We start from the raw sequence: 15,012 nt of genomic DNA, 5'->3' as shown, positions 1-15,012 counted from the left end.
CAGTAACTTCGAGAAGGTCGGATGCTATGCAGGGGCTTTAGCCCGGGCTGTCAGGTGAGGCGTTATGCGCTGTGAGAGTTTTCCCAGAAATCGGATGGGGCTCATGACGAGCAATACAGCGAAGGTGGGGTTTTGCGATCCACCTTCGTGCTTTCCAGTTCAGTTGCTGGCGGAGACCTCGGTAGCCGGCGTGCCGCCGCCGAGGGCCTTGCACAGGGCGATCAGCGTCAGGCGCAGCTGGGTGTCGCTGTCCACCACGTCGCGGCGCGCCTGCAGGTAGGCGCGCTGGGCGTCCAGTTCCACCAGGAAGTCGGTCAGGCCGCCGGCGTAGCGCGCCCGGGCCATGCCGTAGGCGATGTCGCTGCTGCGCTGCTTGTCCTGCAACTGGCGGTTGCGCTGGCGTTCGGCGCCGTAGCGGCTCAGGGCGTCGTCGACTTCCTGCCAGGCTTTCAGCACGGTCTGCTGGTAGGCCACGGCGGCTTCCTGCTGTTCCAGCGTTCGCAGGTTGACGGTGGAGCGCCGCCGGCCGTTGTCGAAGACCGGCACGGAGAGGCTCGGGCCGACGCTCCAGCTGCGGCTGCCCCAGTCGCTGATGCGGCCGTCCTCGGTGGATTCGAAACCGAAGCGCGCGCCCAGGCGGATCGCTGGATAGAGATCGGCCACCGCCACGCCGATATTGGCCGTGGCGGCATGCAGCCGGGCTTCGGCGGCGCGGATGTCCGGGCGCCGGCGGGCCAGTTCGGCGGGCAGGCCGAGGCTGAGGTCGGGCGTCTGCGGCTCGGCCTGCGCCACTGGTTTGAGCTCCTCGCGCAGGCTGCCGGGTTCGGCGCCGATCAGCACGCCGATCTGGTTGATCGCCGCGCCTTCGCTGGCCAGCAGCTGCGGTAGGCGTGAGCGCAGGTCGGCGAGCTGGCCGCGCTGGCGTTCGACGTCGAAATCGTCCACCAGCCCGCCGTCGGCGCGGGCCTGGATCAGTTGCAGCGATTCCTCGGTGGCGGCCAGGTCCTGGCGGGTCACGGCGATCTGCTGCTGCACGCCGCGCAGCTCGAAGTAGGCGCGGGACAGTTCCGCCGCGACGCCGAGGCGCACTTCCTCAAGCATCGCCGCCTGCGCCGCCACGCTGGCGTCGGCGGCCTCGATGGAGCGGCGGATGCGGCCCCACAGGTCGGGCTCCCAGGAGGCGTCGAAGCCGGCCTGGTAGAGGGTGAAGGGCTCGGCGAGGACCTTGCTGATCGCCGCGCTGTCCGCGCCGGGGCCGATGCGCTGGATCATCAGCGCGTTGGCGCCGTTCTCGCTCATGCGCTGGCGGTTGACCGCCGCCGAGGCGTTGACGTCCACGCCGCGCTGGGCCGCCACCATCTGCCGCTGCATGCGGCTCTGGGCGAAGCGCAGCACGGCAGTGTCGAGGTCCGGGCTGGCCTTGCCGGCGCGGCGTTGCAGGTTGTTCAGCACAGGGTCGTCGAACAGCGTCCACCAGTCCTCGGCGAGCGGCGTGGCGCCGGCGCAGGGTTGCAGCGCCGGGTCGCCGGAATGGGCCGCCTGCCAGCTCGCCGGACCCTGGGTTTCTGGCGCTTCATAGTCGGGGCCGACGGCGCAGCCGGCCAGCAGGAGCAGGCAGCAGGCGAGGGGAGTGAGGGAAGGTTTCATGGGGTTTCTCTCACGTCAGGCGGTGGCGGAACAGCCACGAGGCGAGCGGCAGGGTGATGGCGGCCAGCACCAGCATGGGCAACAGGTTGAGCGACACGCTGGCGAGGCTGGCGCCTTCCAGGTAGATGCGCTGGATCAGGTCGATGCCGAAGCGCAGCGGGTTGGCGTAGGTGACGATCTGCAGGAACTCCGGCATGTTGCGCACCGGCGTGGCGAGGCCGGAGAGCAGCGTCAGCGGCATGATCAGCACGAAGGTGTAGAGCATCGCCTGCTGCATGTTCAGCGACACGGCGGAAATCGACATGCCCAGCCCGACGCAGGCGATGGTGAACACCGCCAGCCCGCCGTAGAGGTCCGGCAGCGAGCCGGCCATGGGGATGCGGAACCAGAACAGCGCCAGCAGCAGCACCAGGGTCGCCTGCGTCAGGCCGATCAGGGTCGGCGGGATGGCCTTGCCGAGCATGATTTCCAGCGGCGTGTAGGGCGTCACCAGAAGCTGGTCGAAGGTGCCCTGTTCGCGCTCGCGGGCCACCGAGAGGGCGGTGAGCATCAGCGTCTGCAGCATGCTCAGGGTGGCGATCAGTGCCGGGATCAGCGGCCAGCGGGTTTCCAGGTTGGGGTTGTACCAGGCGCGGCTGACCACGCTCAGCGGCGCCGCCGCCAGCCCCCGCTCGCGGTTGAAGTCGGCGACGATGGTCGCCATCCCCGCGGCGGCGGAGCCGGCGGTGTTGGAGTTGCGCCCGTCGAGGATGAGCTGGATCGGCGACTGGTCGCCGCGCGCCAGGCGGGTCTGGAAATCCGACGGGATGTGGATCACCAGCAGCGCGGTCTGCTCGTCGATCACCGTCTGGATTTCCTCCACCCGCGTCAGGGTCGCCACCCGGTGGAAGATGCCGCTGCCGTCCAGGCGCGCGACGAGCTCGCTGGAGGCCTCGCCACGGCTGAGGTCGAGCAGCGCGTAGGGCGCGTCGTTGAGGTCGAAGGTCACCGCGTAGCCGAACAGCACGCTCTGCATCAGCACCGGCGCCACCAGCACGATGCGGTTGGCCGGGTCCTTGAGGATCACCAGCAGTTCCTTGCGCCAGAGGTTGAGGATGCGCCAGAAGAATTCGGTCATTTTCAGTCCAGCCGCTTGCGCGTCACCAGCCTTGCCAGCCCCAGCAGGGTCACGGCGTAGGCGGCGAGGATCGCGCAGTTCCTGAGGATCAGCGGCCAGAAGTCGCCGGCCAGGAACAGGGATTTCACCAGTTCCATGAAGTAGGTCGCCGGCAGCAGGTTGCCGATCACGCGGATCGCCAGCGGCACGTTGCGCAGGTCGAAGATGAAGCCCGAGAGCATCATCGCCGGCAGGAAGCTGGCGAGCAGGGCGATCTGGCTGGCGAGGAACTGGTTGCGGGTCATCGAGGAGATCAGCAGGCCGATGCCGAGGGCCACCAGCATGTAGAGCATGGAGGCGATCACCAGCACCACGAAGGAGCCGTACAGCGGCACGTCGAACAGGAAGCGTGCGGCGGTCAGGCACAGCGCCAGGCCGATCATGCCGATGGCGAAGCAGGGGATGATCTTCGCCAGGAGGATTTCCACCGGCCGCACCGGGGTGACGAACAGCGCCTCCAGCGTGCCGCGCTCCCATTCGCGGGCCATCACCAGGGCGGTGAGGAAGGCGCCGACCAGGGTCATGATCAGCACGATCAGCCCCGGCACCAGGTACCAGGTGCTGGTGTTGGCGGCGTTGAACCACATGCGCTGGACGATGGTCACCGCGCCGGCCCGCGCCGGGGACTGGCCGGCGTTGCGGTCGGCCTGCTTCTCGCCCCAGCCGGCCAGCGCCACATTGAGGTAGGTGGCGACGCTGGCGGCGCGGGTGGCGTCCGAGCCCTGCACCAGCACCTGGACCTGCGCGTTGCCGTCGCCCAGGCGGCGGGCGAAGTCGGAGGGGAACTGCACCAGGGCGTCCACCTCGCGGGCCTCCATCAGCGCCTCGGCCTCGGCGAAGGAGCGCACCGGCAGCGGCACCAGGTAGTCGCTGCGGCTGATGCTGGCGGCCACGTCGCGGGCGATGGGCGAGGGATCGTCGAGGACGATGGCGATCAGCGCGCGCTTCACGTCCAGCGACAGGCCGTAGCCGAAGATCAGGATCAGCGCGATGGGCAGGCCGATGCCGATCAGCAGGTTGCTGCGGTCGCGCACCAGCTGCCGCACTTCCTTGCGGGTCAACGAGGCGAGGCGCCGCCAGAAGCCGCCGCTCATGCCGCGCCCGCCCCGGCCTGTTCGCGGTTGCTCTCGACGATTTCGATAAAGGCCTGCTCCATGTTCAGCGTGCTGCCCTGGCCGCCGGCCTGCTCGCGTACTTCCCGCGGGGTGCCCATGGCCAGCAGCCGGCCGGCGTCCTGGATGACGATGCGGTCGCAGTATTCGGCTTCTTCCATGAAGTGGGTGGTGATGATGATGGTGGTGCCGGAGGCCGCCAGCGCCGTGATGCGCTGCCAGAAGCCGCGCCGGGCCAGCGGGTCGGCGCCGCTGGTGGGTTCGTCGAGGAAGAGGATTTCCGGTTCGTGGAGCAGGCCGACCGCCATCGCCAGCCGTTGCCTGAAACCGCCGGGCAGCTGGCCGCTGGGGGCGTCTTCCTGGCCGGTCAGGTCGAACTGCCGGGACACCGCGTCCATCCGCTGGCTCAGGCGCTTGCCGCCCAGGCCGTAGGCGCCGCCGAAGAAGCGCAGGTTCTCCGCCACCGAGAGGTTGCCGTAGAGGGAAAACCTCTGCGACACGTAGCCGACCTTGCGCCGCGCCTGGGCCCGCGCGTGGCGCAGGTTGACCCCGGCCACCTGGAGGGTGCCGCTGGTGGCCGGCAGCAGCCCGCAGAGCATGCGGAAGGTGGTGGTCTTGCCGGCGCCGTTGGGGCCGAGCAGGCCGAAGATTTCCCCGCGGCGCACGCTGAAGCTGGTGCTGGCCACGGCGGTGAAGTCGCCGAAGCGGCGCACCAGGTCCTTCACCTCGATCACCGCTTCGCCGTTCCCGGCATGGCGCTGCGTGCCGGCTTGCAGCGATTCCATGTCCACCGCCTCGGCATCGGCGCGGGCGCGCAGGAGGAACATGAAGCCGTCTTCCAGCCGCGCCGCCACCGGGCGCACCGGGGCGCCGTCGAGCAGCCGCTCCAGCGCCGGCTGGTCGGCCCCGGGCTGGCGGATGAAGCGCACCTCGCCGGACTGCGGCACGGCGTCGACGATGTTCTGCCGGTCGTCCAGCAGCCGCGCCTGCAGGGTGCGCGCGGGCTGCTCCGCTGGCGGCGTGGCGATGAAGCAGAGGCCGTCGGCGTGCTGGCGGATCGATGCCGGCTCGCCCTGGGCCATCAGCTGGCCCTGGTGCAGCAGGAACACCTCGGCGCAGCGCTCGGCCTCGTCCAGGTAGGAGGTGGCGACCAGCACGCTGAGCTGCTCCTGCTCGATCAGCTGCTGGATGATTTCCCACAGCTCGCGGCGCGACAGCGGGTCGACGCCCACCGTGGGCTCGTCGAGCAGCAGCAGGTCCGGCGAGCGCACCAGGGTACAGGCCAGGCCGAGCTTCTGCTTCATGCCGCCGGAGAGCTTGCCCGCCGGACGCTGGGTGAAGCGCGTCAGGTCGGTCATTTCCAGCAGGCGCCGGTAGCGTTCGACGCGCTGCGCGGGCGGCACGCCGTGGAGGTCGGCGTAGAGGTCGAGGTTCTCCTGCACGCTGAGGTCTTCGTAGAGGCCGAAGCGCTGCGGCATGTAGCTGATGCGGTCCTGCACCTGCTGCGGCCGGGCGTGGACGTCCAGGTCCAGCACCGTCAGGCGGCCGGCGTCGGCTTGCAGCAGTCCCGCGACCAGTCTGAGGAAGGTGGTCTTGCCGGCGCCGTCGGGGCCGACCAGCGCGGTGAGCTGGCCGCGCGGGATGTCCAGCGAGATGTCCTTGAGCGCCTGCACCGTCCTTCCCCCATGCTTGTCTGAAGAGCTCTTGACCAGGAAGTGCTTGGCCAGGGCTTCGGCGCGGATCACCGGTGAGGCGGACATCAGCGCGGCTCGTCGGCGAAACGTACCGTGGCCGGCATGCCCAGGCGCAGGCGGTTGTCGGGGTCGGCCACCAGCACCCGGACTTCGTAGACCAGGCTGGTGCGCAATTCCTCGGTCTGCACCGACTTGGGGGTGAACTCGGCGACCGAGGAGATGAAGCCGACGTGGCCTTCGACGGGCTGGTCCGGGTGGCTGTCGGTGAAGACCCGCGCCTTCATGCCCGGCTTGATCCGCCCCAGGTTGGCGGCGCTGACGTAGGCGCGCACCCATTTCGGGTCGGTCAGCGCCAGGGCGTACACCGGGCGCTGCGGCGAGGCCATGTCGCCGGGCTCCAGCAGGCGCGAGCGCACGGTGGCGTCCTGCGGCGCCCGGAGGTCGGCTTCGTCGAGGTTGTGCTGGAGCAGGGCGAGGTCGGCGCGGGCGGCGGCGAGCTGGGCGTCGGCCTGGGCGATGTCTTCCGCGCGCGGGCCGATCCGGGCCAGGCGCAGGGCCTTCTGGCGGTCTTCCAGCTGGGCCTGGGCGACTTTCTGCTGCGAGGTGGCGCTGTCGATGTCCTGCTGGCTCACGGCGCGGCCGCCGGGGCTGCTGGCGCGGATGTTGTGCAGGCGGCGCAGTTGGGTGCTGGCGAGGTCGAGCTGGGCGCGGGCGGCCTGTTCCTGGGCGCGGGCGCGGTCGATGTCCTCGGGGCGCGAGCCGTTCTTCAGGCGCAGCAGGTTCTGCTCCTGGGCGGCGATCTGCGCGCGGGCCCGGTCGATCTGCAGGCGCAGGGTGCGGGTGTCCAGGCTGGCCAGCACGTCGCCGGCCTTCACGCTGTCGCCTTCCTCGACCGCCATCAGCGCGATGCGCTCGCTGCCGGTGAAGGCCAGCGAGACCTGGCGGATATCCACGTTGCCGTAGAGCACCAGACCCTTGTCGCCGCCTTCGCGGGAGTGCAGGTACCACCACCCACCTCCGAGCAACAGCAGTAGAGCGACGACCAGCAACAGCTTCTTCGGCATGAAGGCTTTCCATGTTTGGTGACAACGCGGTGAAGGATAGCCATTTATTCATCGCCGGAGCAGCCCGGACAGGCGCGATGGCGCGTCGCAGAGGGGCTCCGGCGGGCGTTTCGTCAGCTCTGCGGCCGGGGGCGGGGATTGCCTGTTAGCGTGGAGAGGCCACCTCAACGGGAGCGCTGTCATGAATGACGAAATGGAGAATCTTCAGGCCGTCAAACAGTCCCCCTGGCAACGCCGCGCGCTGCTGATGCAGTGGTTCAGCCTGGTGATGTTCGTCCTGGCCATCGGCCTGGCCGCGCTGACGGACTTCATGGACCGGCGCGAGGGCGTCGTTACCATCGTCCTCTTCGCGGTGCTCGGGCTGCTGGCGCTGGTGCCGGCGCGGCTCATCCTCGCCGCCGGGGCGAGGAAGGGGCGGGTGTAGGGGCGAGCGTAAGGCTGGATCAGGTGCCGGGCCCATCGCGGACAAGGTCCGCTCCTACAAGAGCGGGCACCGATATTTCCCGTAGGAGCGGACCTTGTCCGCGATTCCTTCAGCCCGCAGCGGGTTTCCAGGTTCGCTGTAGAAGACGCGTCAGCGCTGGAGGACGGGCTGCACCGGCTGCGCACCGATATTGATGTCGTCGGACATCCGTGGCGTCGGCGGCGGTGGTGGGGCGTCGGGATGTTCGTTGCGGTTGGTGCAGGACGAGCCGCCGAGGGCGACGGCCAGCACGCCCGCCAGCAGCACTGCGATGAGTCTTGGCATGTCCGCGTCCTCCCGTCGGCTGTTCCCTCCGACCAGTGAACGCGCCTTTGCGCCCGCTCCCGCGCGCGCCTGACGAACGGCGCCGCCTCCCTGTCACGAAATGAAAAGCCCCTGTCGCTCGATGTGAAGCGGCCTTCCGGCCCTCTGCCTAGAGTCCGTTCCATGGGCATCCGCCCGCTGGAAAAACAAGACAGACTGGAGAATCCGGCATGGCAAAAGCGGTTCGTTTCTATGAGACCGGGGGTCCCGAAGTCCTGCGCTACGAGGACGTGGAGGTCGGCGAGCCCGGCCCCGGGCAGGTGCGCCTGCGTCACGTCGCCGTGGGGCTGAACTACGCGGACACCTACTTCCGCAACGGCACCTACGCGGTGCCGCTGCCCAGCGGCATGGGCGTGGAGGCTTCCGGGGTGGTGGTGGCGGTGGGCGAGGGCGTGAGCAACGTCGTGCCCGGCGACCGCGTCACCTACACCGGCTTCACCAACACCCTCGGCGCCTACAGCACCGAGCGCCTGGTGCCCGCCGCGCCGCTGATCCGCCTGCCGGGCAGCATCGCCTTCGAGACCGCCGCCGCGATGACCATGCGCGGCCTGACCTCGGCCTACCTGATGCGCCGCATCCACGACTTCAAGCCCGGCGACAGCATCCTGCTGCACGCGGCGGCCGGCGGCGTCGGCCTGATCGTCTCGCAGTGGGCGCGCCTGCTCGGCCTGCGGGTGATCGGCACCGTCTCCAGCGACGCCAAGGCCGAGATCGCCTTCGCCCACGGCTGCGAGCACGTCATCAACTACGGTCGGGAGGATGTCGCCCAGCGCGTGCGCGAGCTGACCGACGGCCGTGGCGTCGACGTGGTGTTCGACAGCGTCGGCAAGGACACCTTCATGTCCTCCCTGGATTCGCTCAAGCGCCGTGGCCTGATGGTCTGCGTCGGCACCGCGTCCGGGCCGATCCCGCCGTTCGATCCGGTGCTGCTGGCGATGAAGGGCTCGCTGTTCCTCACCCGCCCGGCGCTGGCCGACTACATCGCCGACCCGGCGGAGAAGGCCGCGCTGCTGGACGAGCTGTTCACCCACGTGGGCAACGGCGACATCCGCATCGAGATCAACCAGCACTACGCCCTGGAAGACGCGGTACAGGCCCACCGTGACCTGGAATCGCGCAAGACCACCGGCTCGTCGATCTTCGTCATCTGAGGTGATCCGCCATGCACGTGGAGCAACTGACTTGCAGCATCGGCGCTGAAGTTTCCGGCGTGAACCTGGGCGATGCCGCCCGTGACGATGCACTGTTCGAGGAAATGCGCAGCCTGCTGCTGAAGCACAAGGTGCTGTTCCTGCGCGACCAGGACATCAGCCGCGCCGAGCACGTCGCCTTCGCCCGCCGTTTCGGCGAGCTGGAGGACCATCCGGTGGCCGGCAGCGACCCGGAGCATCCGGGCCTGGTGCGCATCTACAAGACCCCGGACCTGCCCAACGACCGCTACGAGAACGCCTGGCACACCGACGCCACCTGGCGCGAGATACCGCCCCTGGGCTGCGTGCTGCGCTGCGTGGAGTGCCCGCCGGTGGGCGGCGACACCATGTGGGCGAACATGGCGCTGGCCTACGAGAACCTGCCGGCCGAGATCAAGAGCAGGATCGCGGAGCTGCGCGCCCGCCACAGCATCGAGGCGAGCTTCGGCGCGGCGATGCCGATCGACAAGCGCCTGGCGCTCAAGGCCATGTACCCGGACGCCGAGCACCCGGTGGTGCGCACCCACCCGGAAACCGGCGAGAAGGTGCTGTTCGTCAACGCCTTCACCACCCACTTCACCAACTTCCACACCGCGCAGAACGTGCGCTTCGGCCAGGACGCCAACCCCGGCGCCAGCGACCTGCTGCGCTACCTGATCAGCCAGGCCTACATCCCCGAATACCAGGTGCGCTGGCGCTGGAAGAAAAACAGCGTGGCGATCTGGGACAACCGCTGCACCCAGCATTACGCGGTAATGGACTACCCGCCTTGCGTGCGCCAGATGGAACGCGCCGGAATCATCGGCGACAAGCCCTTCTGACTCTCGGAAAAAAGAGCTCTACAAGAACAATTTACGGAGACTGACATGCAATTTTTCGACGATTCCCTGCACCCTGAAAACCAGGACAAGGTAGTCATCACCGTGGCGCCCTACGGCCCTGAGTGGATGCCCGAGGACTTCCCCGAAGACATCCCGGTGACCATGGAAGAGCAGGTGCGGAAGGCCGTGGACTGCTATGAAGCCGGCGCCACCGTGCTGCACCTGCACGTGCGCGAGCTGGACGGCAAGGGCTCCAAGCGCCTGTCCAAGTTCAACGAGCTGATCGCCGGCGTGCGCGAAGCGGTGCCGGACATGATCATCCAGGTCGGCGGCTCGATCTCCTTCGCCCCGGAAAGCGATGGCGAAGCGGCCAAGTGGCTGTCCGACGACACCCGCCACATGCTCGCCGAGCTGACTCCGAAGCCGGACCAGGTGACGGTGGCGATCAACACCACCCAGATGAACATCATGGAGCTGCTCTATCCGGAATACCTGAAAGGTACTTCCCTGGAGAACCCGCTGTACCAGGCGGCCTACAGCGAGATGACCGTGCCGGCCGGTCCGGCCTGGGTCGAGGAGCACCTCAAGCGCCTGCAGGCGGCGAACATCCAGCCGCACTTCCAGCTCACCGGCATGCACGCCCTGGAAACCCTCGAACGCCTGGTGCGCAAGGGCGTCTACCGCGGCCCGCTGAACCTGACCTGGATCGGCATCGGCGGCGGCTTCGACGGCCCCAACCCGTTCAACTTCATGAACTTCGTGCACCGCGCGCCGGACGGCGCCACCGTCACCGCCGAGTCGCTGCTGAAGAACGTCCTGCCGTTCAACATGATGGCGATGGCCATGGGCCTGCACCCGCGCTGCGGCATCGAGGACACTATCATTGGCCAGGGCGGCCAGCGCATGACCTCGGTGGAGCAGATCCAGCAGTGCGTGCGCGTCGCCCACGAGCTGGGCCGCGAGGTCGCCAGCGGCAAGGAAGCGCGCGCCATCTACAAGATCGGCGTGCAGTACGACAGCGTCGAGGAAACCCTGCGCATGAACGGCATGGCGCCCAACCGCCAGCCGGGCCAGAAGTCCGTCCCGCTTCGCGCGTGACAGGCTCCAGTGCGGGTTCTGCCAGTAACCCGCACTGGCTTTTATCCCAGAACAACAAGAATCCAATGACCCGCCTGGAGATCTAGCGCCATGGCCATCCACTCCGTCGCCCTGGGCGACATTCCCGCCACCGAGCCCAGCGTGCCGCGCCGTTATGCCTGGGTGGTCTTCGCCCTGACCTTCGGCCTGCTGATTTCCGACTACATGTCGCGCCAGGTGCTCAACGCGGTGTTCCCGCTGCTCAAGGTCGAATGGGCCCTGAGCGACGCGCAGCTCGGCCTGCTCAGCGGCATCGTCGCGGTGATGGTCGGCCTGCTGACCTTCCCCCTGTCGCTGCTCGCCGACCGCTGGGGCCGGGTGCGCAGCCTGTCGCTGATGGCCATGCTGTGGAGCCTGGCGACCCTGGGCTGCGCCGTGGCGCAGAGCTTCCCGCAGATGTTCGCCGCGCGCTTCTTCGTCGGCGTCGGCGAGGCCGCCTACGGCAGCGTCGGCATTGCCGTGGTGATCTCGGTGTTCCCCGCGCACCTGCGTGCCACCCTGACCGGCGCCTTCATGGCCGGCGGCATGTTCGGCTCGGTGCTCGGCATGGGCCTGGGTGGCATGCTCGCGGCGCACCTGGGCTGGCGCTCGGCCTTCGCCGGCATGGCGCTGTTCGGCCTGGCGCTGGCGCTGCTCTACCCGCTGGTGGTGAGCGAGAAGCGCATCGCCCCGGTGGCCGCCGCGCAAGCACGGCGCGGGGCCGGCGGGCGCTCGCTGCGCAGCCTGTTCGGCAGCCGCTCGGTGATCGCCGCCTACCTGGGCAGCGGCCTGCAGCTGTTCGTCGCCGCCGCCGTGATGGTGTGGATTCCCAGCTACCTGAACCGCTACTACCACCTGGACACCGGCAAGGCCGGGCTGATCTCGGCGCTGATCGTGCTGGTCGGCGGCAGCGGCATGGTGCTCTGCGGCATCCTCTGCGACCGCCTGGGCCGCGCCAACCCGCCGCGCAAGATCGTCCTCGCCATCGGCTTCTGCCTGACCAGCTGCCTGCTGCTGTCGGTGGCCTTCCACCTGCCGCCGGGCACCGTGCAGCTGAGCCTGATCGCCCTCGGCATGCTGGTCGCCGCCGGCACCTCCGGGCCGTCCGGCGCCATGGTCGCCAACCTGACCGCGCCGGCCGTGCACGGCACCGCCTTCGCCACCCTGACCCTGGCCAACAACCTGCTCGGCCTGGCCCCCGGCCCGCTGCTCACCGGCGTGCTGGCCGACGCCCTGGGGCTGGACCGCGCCTTCCAGATCGTGCCGCTGCTGAGTATCCTCGCCGCGCTGGTCTTCCTCTACGCCCGCCGCCATTACCACAGCGACATCCGCCGGCTGAACGGCGAAGGGGAGGGCGCATGATGCCGACGCTGAACCTCGACATGACCTTCGACTTCATCTGCCCCTGGTGCCTGATCGGCAAGCGCAACCTCGACGTCGCGCTGCGCCTGCTGGCCCGGCAGCGTCCGGAGCTGAACGTGCGGGTCAACTGGCTGGGGCTGCAGCTGCTGCCCCAGGTGCCGCTGGAGGGCGAGCCCTTCGCCGAGTTCTACCAGCGCCGCCTGGGCGGCAAGCGCGCGGTGCGCGCGCGGCAGAAGGAAGTCCACGGCGCCGCGCTGCAGGCCGGGGTGCAGATCGATTTCGAGCGCATCCGCAGCATGCCCAACACCACCTACGCCCACCGCGTGTTCCAGCGCGCCGCCCAGCTGGGCACCCAGTCGCAGCTGGAGCGCCTGCTGGAGCTGCTGTTCCGCGCGCACTTCCAGCTCGGCGAGGACATCGGCCAGCGCGACACCCTGCGCCGCCTGCTGCGCGCCTGCGACTACCTGCCGGATGAGTTCGAGGAGGCGCTGGCCGACGGCGCGCGCGCCTTCATCGGCCGCCGCGTGGGCCTGGCGGACTCCAGCGTGCCGCTGTTCCTCGTCGACGGCCGCGCCTTCGCCCTCGGCGGACAGAGCCCGGAGCAGCTGCTCGCGGCGCTGTACCGGGTCCTCGACCGGCAGGAGGCGCTGTCGGCATGAGTCGCGCGTTGCACATCCCGAGCGAACGGCTGCCCGCCCGCGGCGGCCGCAGCCTGATCCACCACGAGCAGGGCATCGTCCTGCTGTTCGACGTCGAGGGCTGCCTGTACGCCATCGACGACCGCTGCCCGCACGCCGGGGCCTCGCTGTTCGGCGGCCGCCTGGACGGCCGCTGGCTGCAATGCCCGGCGCACGGGCTGAAATTCGACCTGGACACGGGTTGCCCGGCCGGCATCAAGGGCTTCGGCGTGCGCCGCTACCCCATCGAGTGGCGCGCCGACCAGTGCTTCCTGCTGCTCGACGAGCCGACCGCCGAAGGAGTTCCCGCATGAGCGCCGCCGCCATTTCCGCACTCGGCAGCCGCAGCCGCACCCTGCTGCCGGGGCTGCTGGTCAGTGCCATGGTCGCCGCCGCGGCGACCTTCCTCTCCGAACACTACGGCGCGCCGGTGATGCTGTTCGCCCTGCTGCTGGGGCTGGCGCTGAACTTCCTCGCCACCGACAGCGTGTGCAAGGCCGGCATCGAGTTCACCGCCCGCGAGGTGCTGCGCCTGGGCGTGGCGCTGCTGGGCATCCGCATCACCTTCGGGCAGATCGCCGAGCTCGGCTGGCAGCCGGTGGTGATGGTGGTGGTGCTGGTCAGCGTGACCATCCTGGTGTCCATCGCCGCCGCCCGCGCCATGGGCTTCAACTTCCTCTTCGGCCTGCTCACCGGCGGCGCCACGGCCATTTGCGGCGCCTCGGCGGCGCTGGCCCTGGCGGCGGCGCTGCCGGCGCACACGCAGAAGGAGAAGGCCACGCTGTTCACCGTGCTCGGCGTTTCGGCGCTGTCGACCCTGGCGATGATCCTCTACCCGATGATCGTCCACGCGCTGGGCCTGCCGCCGTTGCAGGCGGGCATCTTCCTCGGCGGCACGATCCACGACGTGGCGCAGGTGGTCGGCGCCGGCTACAGCATCTCGCCGGAGGTTGGCGACAGCGCCACGGTGGTCAAGCTGATGCGCGTGGCCATGCTGCTGCCGGTGATCCTCTGCGCGGCGATGATCACCCGCGCCCGCGGCGTCGAGCCGGGCGACAAGCGTCCGCCGCTGCTGCCGTGGTTCGCCGTGGGCTTCGTGCTGCTGGCGGCGGTGAACAGCACCGGCTTCCTCGCGCCGCTGGTGCAGCAGGGCGGCAGCAAGCTGTCGCAATGGTGCCTGGTGATCGCCATCGCCGCGCTGGGCATGAAGACCCAGCTGCGTGCGCTGGCCACGGTGGGGATCAAGCCGATCCTGCTGATGGTGGGGGAGACGGTGTTCCTGGCGGGGCTGGTGCTGGGGATGTTGCGGCTGGCGGGTTGATCGGGCCCGCTCCAGCGCGAGGCTTTTCGTAGGAGCGGACCTTGTCCGCGAAGCCCCGCCATCGCACCGATGCTGCCGGATGAACACCTGTAGGAGCGAGCTTGCTCGCGAACCCGCCTGACGCCGGCCTTGCCGGCGGATCTCCTACAGGGTGTACCGCTTTGCTTTCGTAGGAGCGGAGCTTCTCCGCGATGCTTTTGGCTTTTGTTTGGGCTGGGGTGTTTCTGCGCCGCTTCGGCGTGTGCTGGGACTTCTTGTTTCGCCCCCTCGGGCGACCTACTTTGGCAAACGACCCAAAGTAGGCAAAGGTCTGTGCCCCATCATCCGGCCCCGGCTTCGCCGGGGTTCCCTCGCTCCATCGGAGTTTCAGGGGCCCGCGTTGACGGGCCATCCCTGGCCCGACAACGCTCTCGCGGCATCCATGCCGCTCAACCCCTGAAACTCCGATTCCGCTCGGCCTCCTGAAGGGGCGCTCCGGCGCGCGCGGAGATTCCTCTGGAAGTCTTCAAAAGCCAAATCCCAAAGCACAGCGCGCCCGGGATTTGCTCGTGTAGGAGCGGACCTTGTCCGCGAAGCTCTTTAGCGGGGCTGATCGCGGACGAAGTCCGCTCCTACGGTGGGATCGGCTTTCGTAGGAGAGACGGGGGCGCCTAGCCTCCGTCCGCGATGCTCTTGCAGGGTGAATAACGCGCAGCGTTATCCACCTGATGGGTATCGCTTCGCTCCACGCCATCCTACGAAGAGCGATCCTTCAGCCGCAGCTCTGCCTGTCACACCGAAACATCCGGCACGCGCAGAGTCCCGTCAGGAGGCCGAGTGGAGGTATTGCGCAGAGGGGCGAGCGGCATGGATGCCGCGAGAGGCGTAAAGGGCCAGGGACGGCCCTTGTACGCCGACCCTCGGAGCAATACCGGAAGGAGGGCAGTCTGAGCGAAGCGAAGACCCGGATGCCGGGACGGGCCCTTTTGGTTCCTTTTGGGGCCCCAAAAGGGACTCGCCCGGGAGGGCGAAACAAGAAGTTCCAGTACACGCCGAAGCGGCGCGGAAACACCGATCATAAAGCCC

14 protein-coding genes are annotated in these 15,012 nt (G+C 68.9%); 8 read left to right on the top strand and 6 right to left on the bottom strand.

What is annotated here, in order from left to right:
- Positions 1–159: 159 nt before the first annotated feature.
- The 5 genes from AC3B6A_RS14265 to AC3B6A_RS14245 are packed head-to-tail and all read right to left on the bottom strand — an operon-like array spanning position 160 to position 6,673.
- The gene (locus AC3B6A_RS14265) at positions 160–1,647 is read right to left on the bottom strand and encodes an efflux transporter outer membrane subunit (protein ID WP_488397865.1); all 1,488 of its coding nucleotides are present in this window, start codon (positions 1,645–1,647) and stop codon (positions 160–162) included.
- 10 nt (positions 1,648–1,657) lie between these two features.
- Entirely contained in the window at positions 1,658–2,764 is a 1,107-nt protein-coding gene (locus tag AC3B6A_RS14260) for an ABC transporter permease (protein WP_488397864.1), read from the bottom strand.
- Positions 2,765–2,766: 2 nt separating this feature from the next.
- On the bottom strand, positions 2,767–3,897 hold the full coding sequence (locus AC3B6A_RS14255) for an ABC transporter permease (protein ID WP_488397863.1): 1,131 nt from the start codon (positions 3,895–3,897) through the stop codon (positions 2,767–2,769).
- Positions 3,894–5,675, bottom strand: a complete 1,782-nt coding sequence (locus tag AC3B6A_RS14250) for an ATP-binding cassette domain-containing protein (RefSeq protein ID WP_488397862.1) — start codon at positions 5,673–5,675, stop codon at positions 3,894–3,896. Before AC3B6A_RS14250 ends, AC3B6A_RS14255 begins: the two co-directional genes overlap by 4 nt.
- Complete coding sequence (locus tag AC3B6A_RS14245) at positions 5,675–6,673, bottom strand: HlyD family secretion protein (RefSeq protein ID WP_488397861.1); 999 nt, start codon at positions 6,671–6,673, stop codon at positions 5,675–5,677. Before AC3B6A_RS14245 ends, AC3B6A_RS14250 begins: the two co-directional genes overlap by 1 nt.
- Before the next feature lie 181 nt (positions 6,674–6,854).
- Between AC3B6A_RS14245 and AC3B6A_RS14240 the strand changes: the two genes are divergently transcribed.
- On the top strand, positions 6,855–7,097 hold the full coding sequence (locus AC3B6A_RS14240) for a hypothetical protein (protein ID WP_488397860.1): 243 nt from the start codon (positions 6,855–6,857) through the stop codon (positions 7,095–7,097).
- Between the two features lie 150 nt (positions 7,098–7,247).
- Here the strand turns inward: AC3B6A_RS14240 and AC3B6A_RS14235 are convergent, their stop codons facing one another.
- Positions 7,248–7,421, bottom strand: a complete 174-nt coding sequence (locus AC3B6A_RS14235; RefSeq protein ID WP_488397859.1) for a hypothetical protein — start codon at positions 7,419–7,421, stop codon at positions 7,248–7,250.
- A gap of 209 nt (positions 7,422–7,630) precedes the next feature.
- Between AC3B6A_RS14235 and AC3B6A_RS14230 the strand changes: the two genes are divergently transcribed.
- From AC3B6A_RS14230 to AC3B6A_RS14200, 7 genes are all read left to right on the top strand, one after another.
- Entirely contained in the window at positions 7,631–8,611 is a 981-nt protein-coding gene (locus tag AC3B6A_RS14230) for a quinone oxidoreductase family protein (RefSeq protein WP_488397858.1), read from the top strand.
- An 11-nt stretch (positions 8,612–8,622) separates the two neighbouring features.
- A complete protein-coding gene (locus AC3B6A_RS14225) occupies positions 8,623–9,471 on the top strand; it encodes a TauD/TfdA dioxygenase family protein (protein ID WP_488397857.1) in 849 nt (282 codons plus the stop codon).
- A gap of 45 nt (positions 9,472–9,516) precedes the next feature.
- Positions 9,517–10,569: a beta-keto acid cleavage family enzyme gene (locus AC3B6A_RS14220; RefSeq protein ID WP_488397856.1), complete on the top strand. Its 1,053-nt coding sequence runs from the start codon at positions 9,517–9,519 to the stop codon at positions 10,567–10,569.
- Positions 10,570–10,659: 90 nt separating this feature from the next.
- A complete protein-coding gene (locus AC3B6A_RS14215) occupies positions 10,660–11,949 on the top strand; it encodes an MFS transporter (protein WP_488397855.1) in 1,290 nt (429 codons plus the stop codon).
- Positions 11,946–12,608 carry a DsbA family protein gene (locus AC3B6A_RS14210; RefSeq protein WP_488397854.1) on the top strand — a complete coding sequence of 221 codons (663 nt, stop codon included), beginning with the start codon at positions 11,946–11,948 and terminating at the stop codon, positions 12,606–12,608. The genes AC3B6A_RS14215 and AC3B6A_RS14210 overlap by 4 nt, the downstream gene beginning before the upstream one ends.
- The gene (locus AC3B6A_RS14205) at positions 12,605–12,940 is read left to right on the top strand and encodes a Rieske (2Fe-2S) protein (protein ID WP_488397853.1); all 336 of its coding nucleotides are present in this window, start codon (positions 12,605–12,607) and stop codon (positions 12,938–12,940) included. Before AC3B6A_RS14210 ends, AC3B6A_RS14205 begins: the two co-directional genes overlap by 4 nt.
- Positions 12,937–13,947 (top strand): YeiH family protein, encoded by a 1,011-nt coding sequence (locus tag AC3B6A_RS14200; RefSeq protein ID WP_488397852.1) that lies wholly within the window; start codon positions 12,937–12,939, stop codon positions 13,945–13,947. Before AC3B6A_RS14205 ends, AC3B6A_RS14200 begins: the two co-directional genes overlap by 4 nt.
- The last annotated feature ends 1,065 nt before the right edge of the window (positions 13,948–15,012 follow it).

The sequence above is a fragment of the Pseudomonas sp. B12(2026) genome (assembly GCF_057767015.1).
The sequence above is the reverse complement of the archived record's forward strand: the minus strand, read 5'-3'. Positions and strand labels throughout refer to the sequence as shown.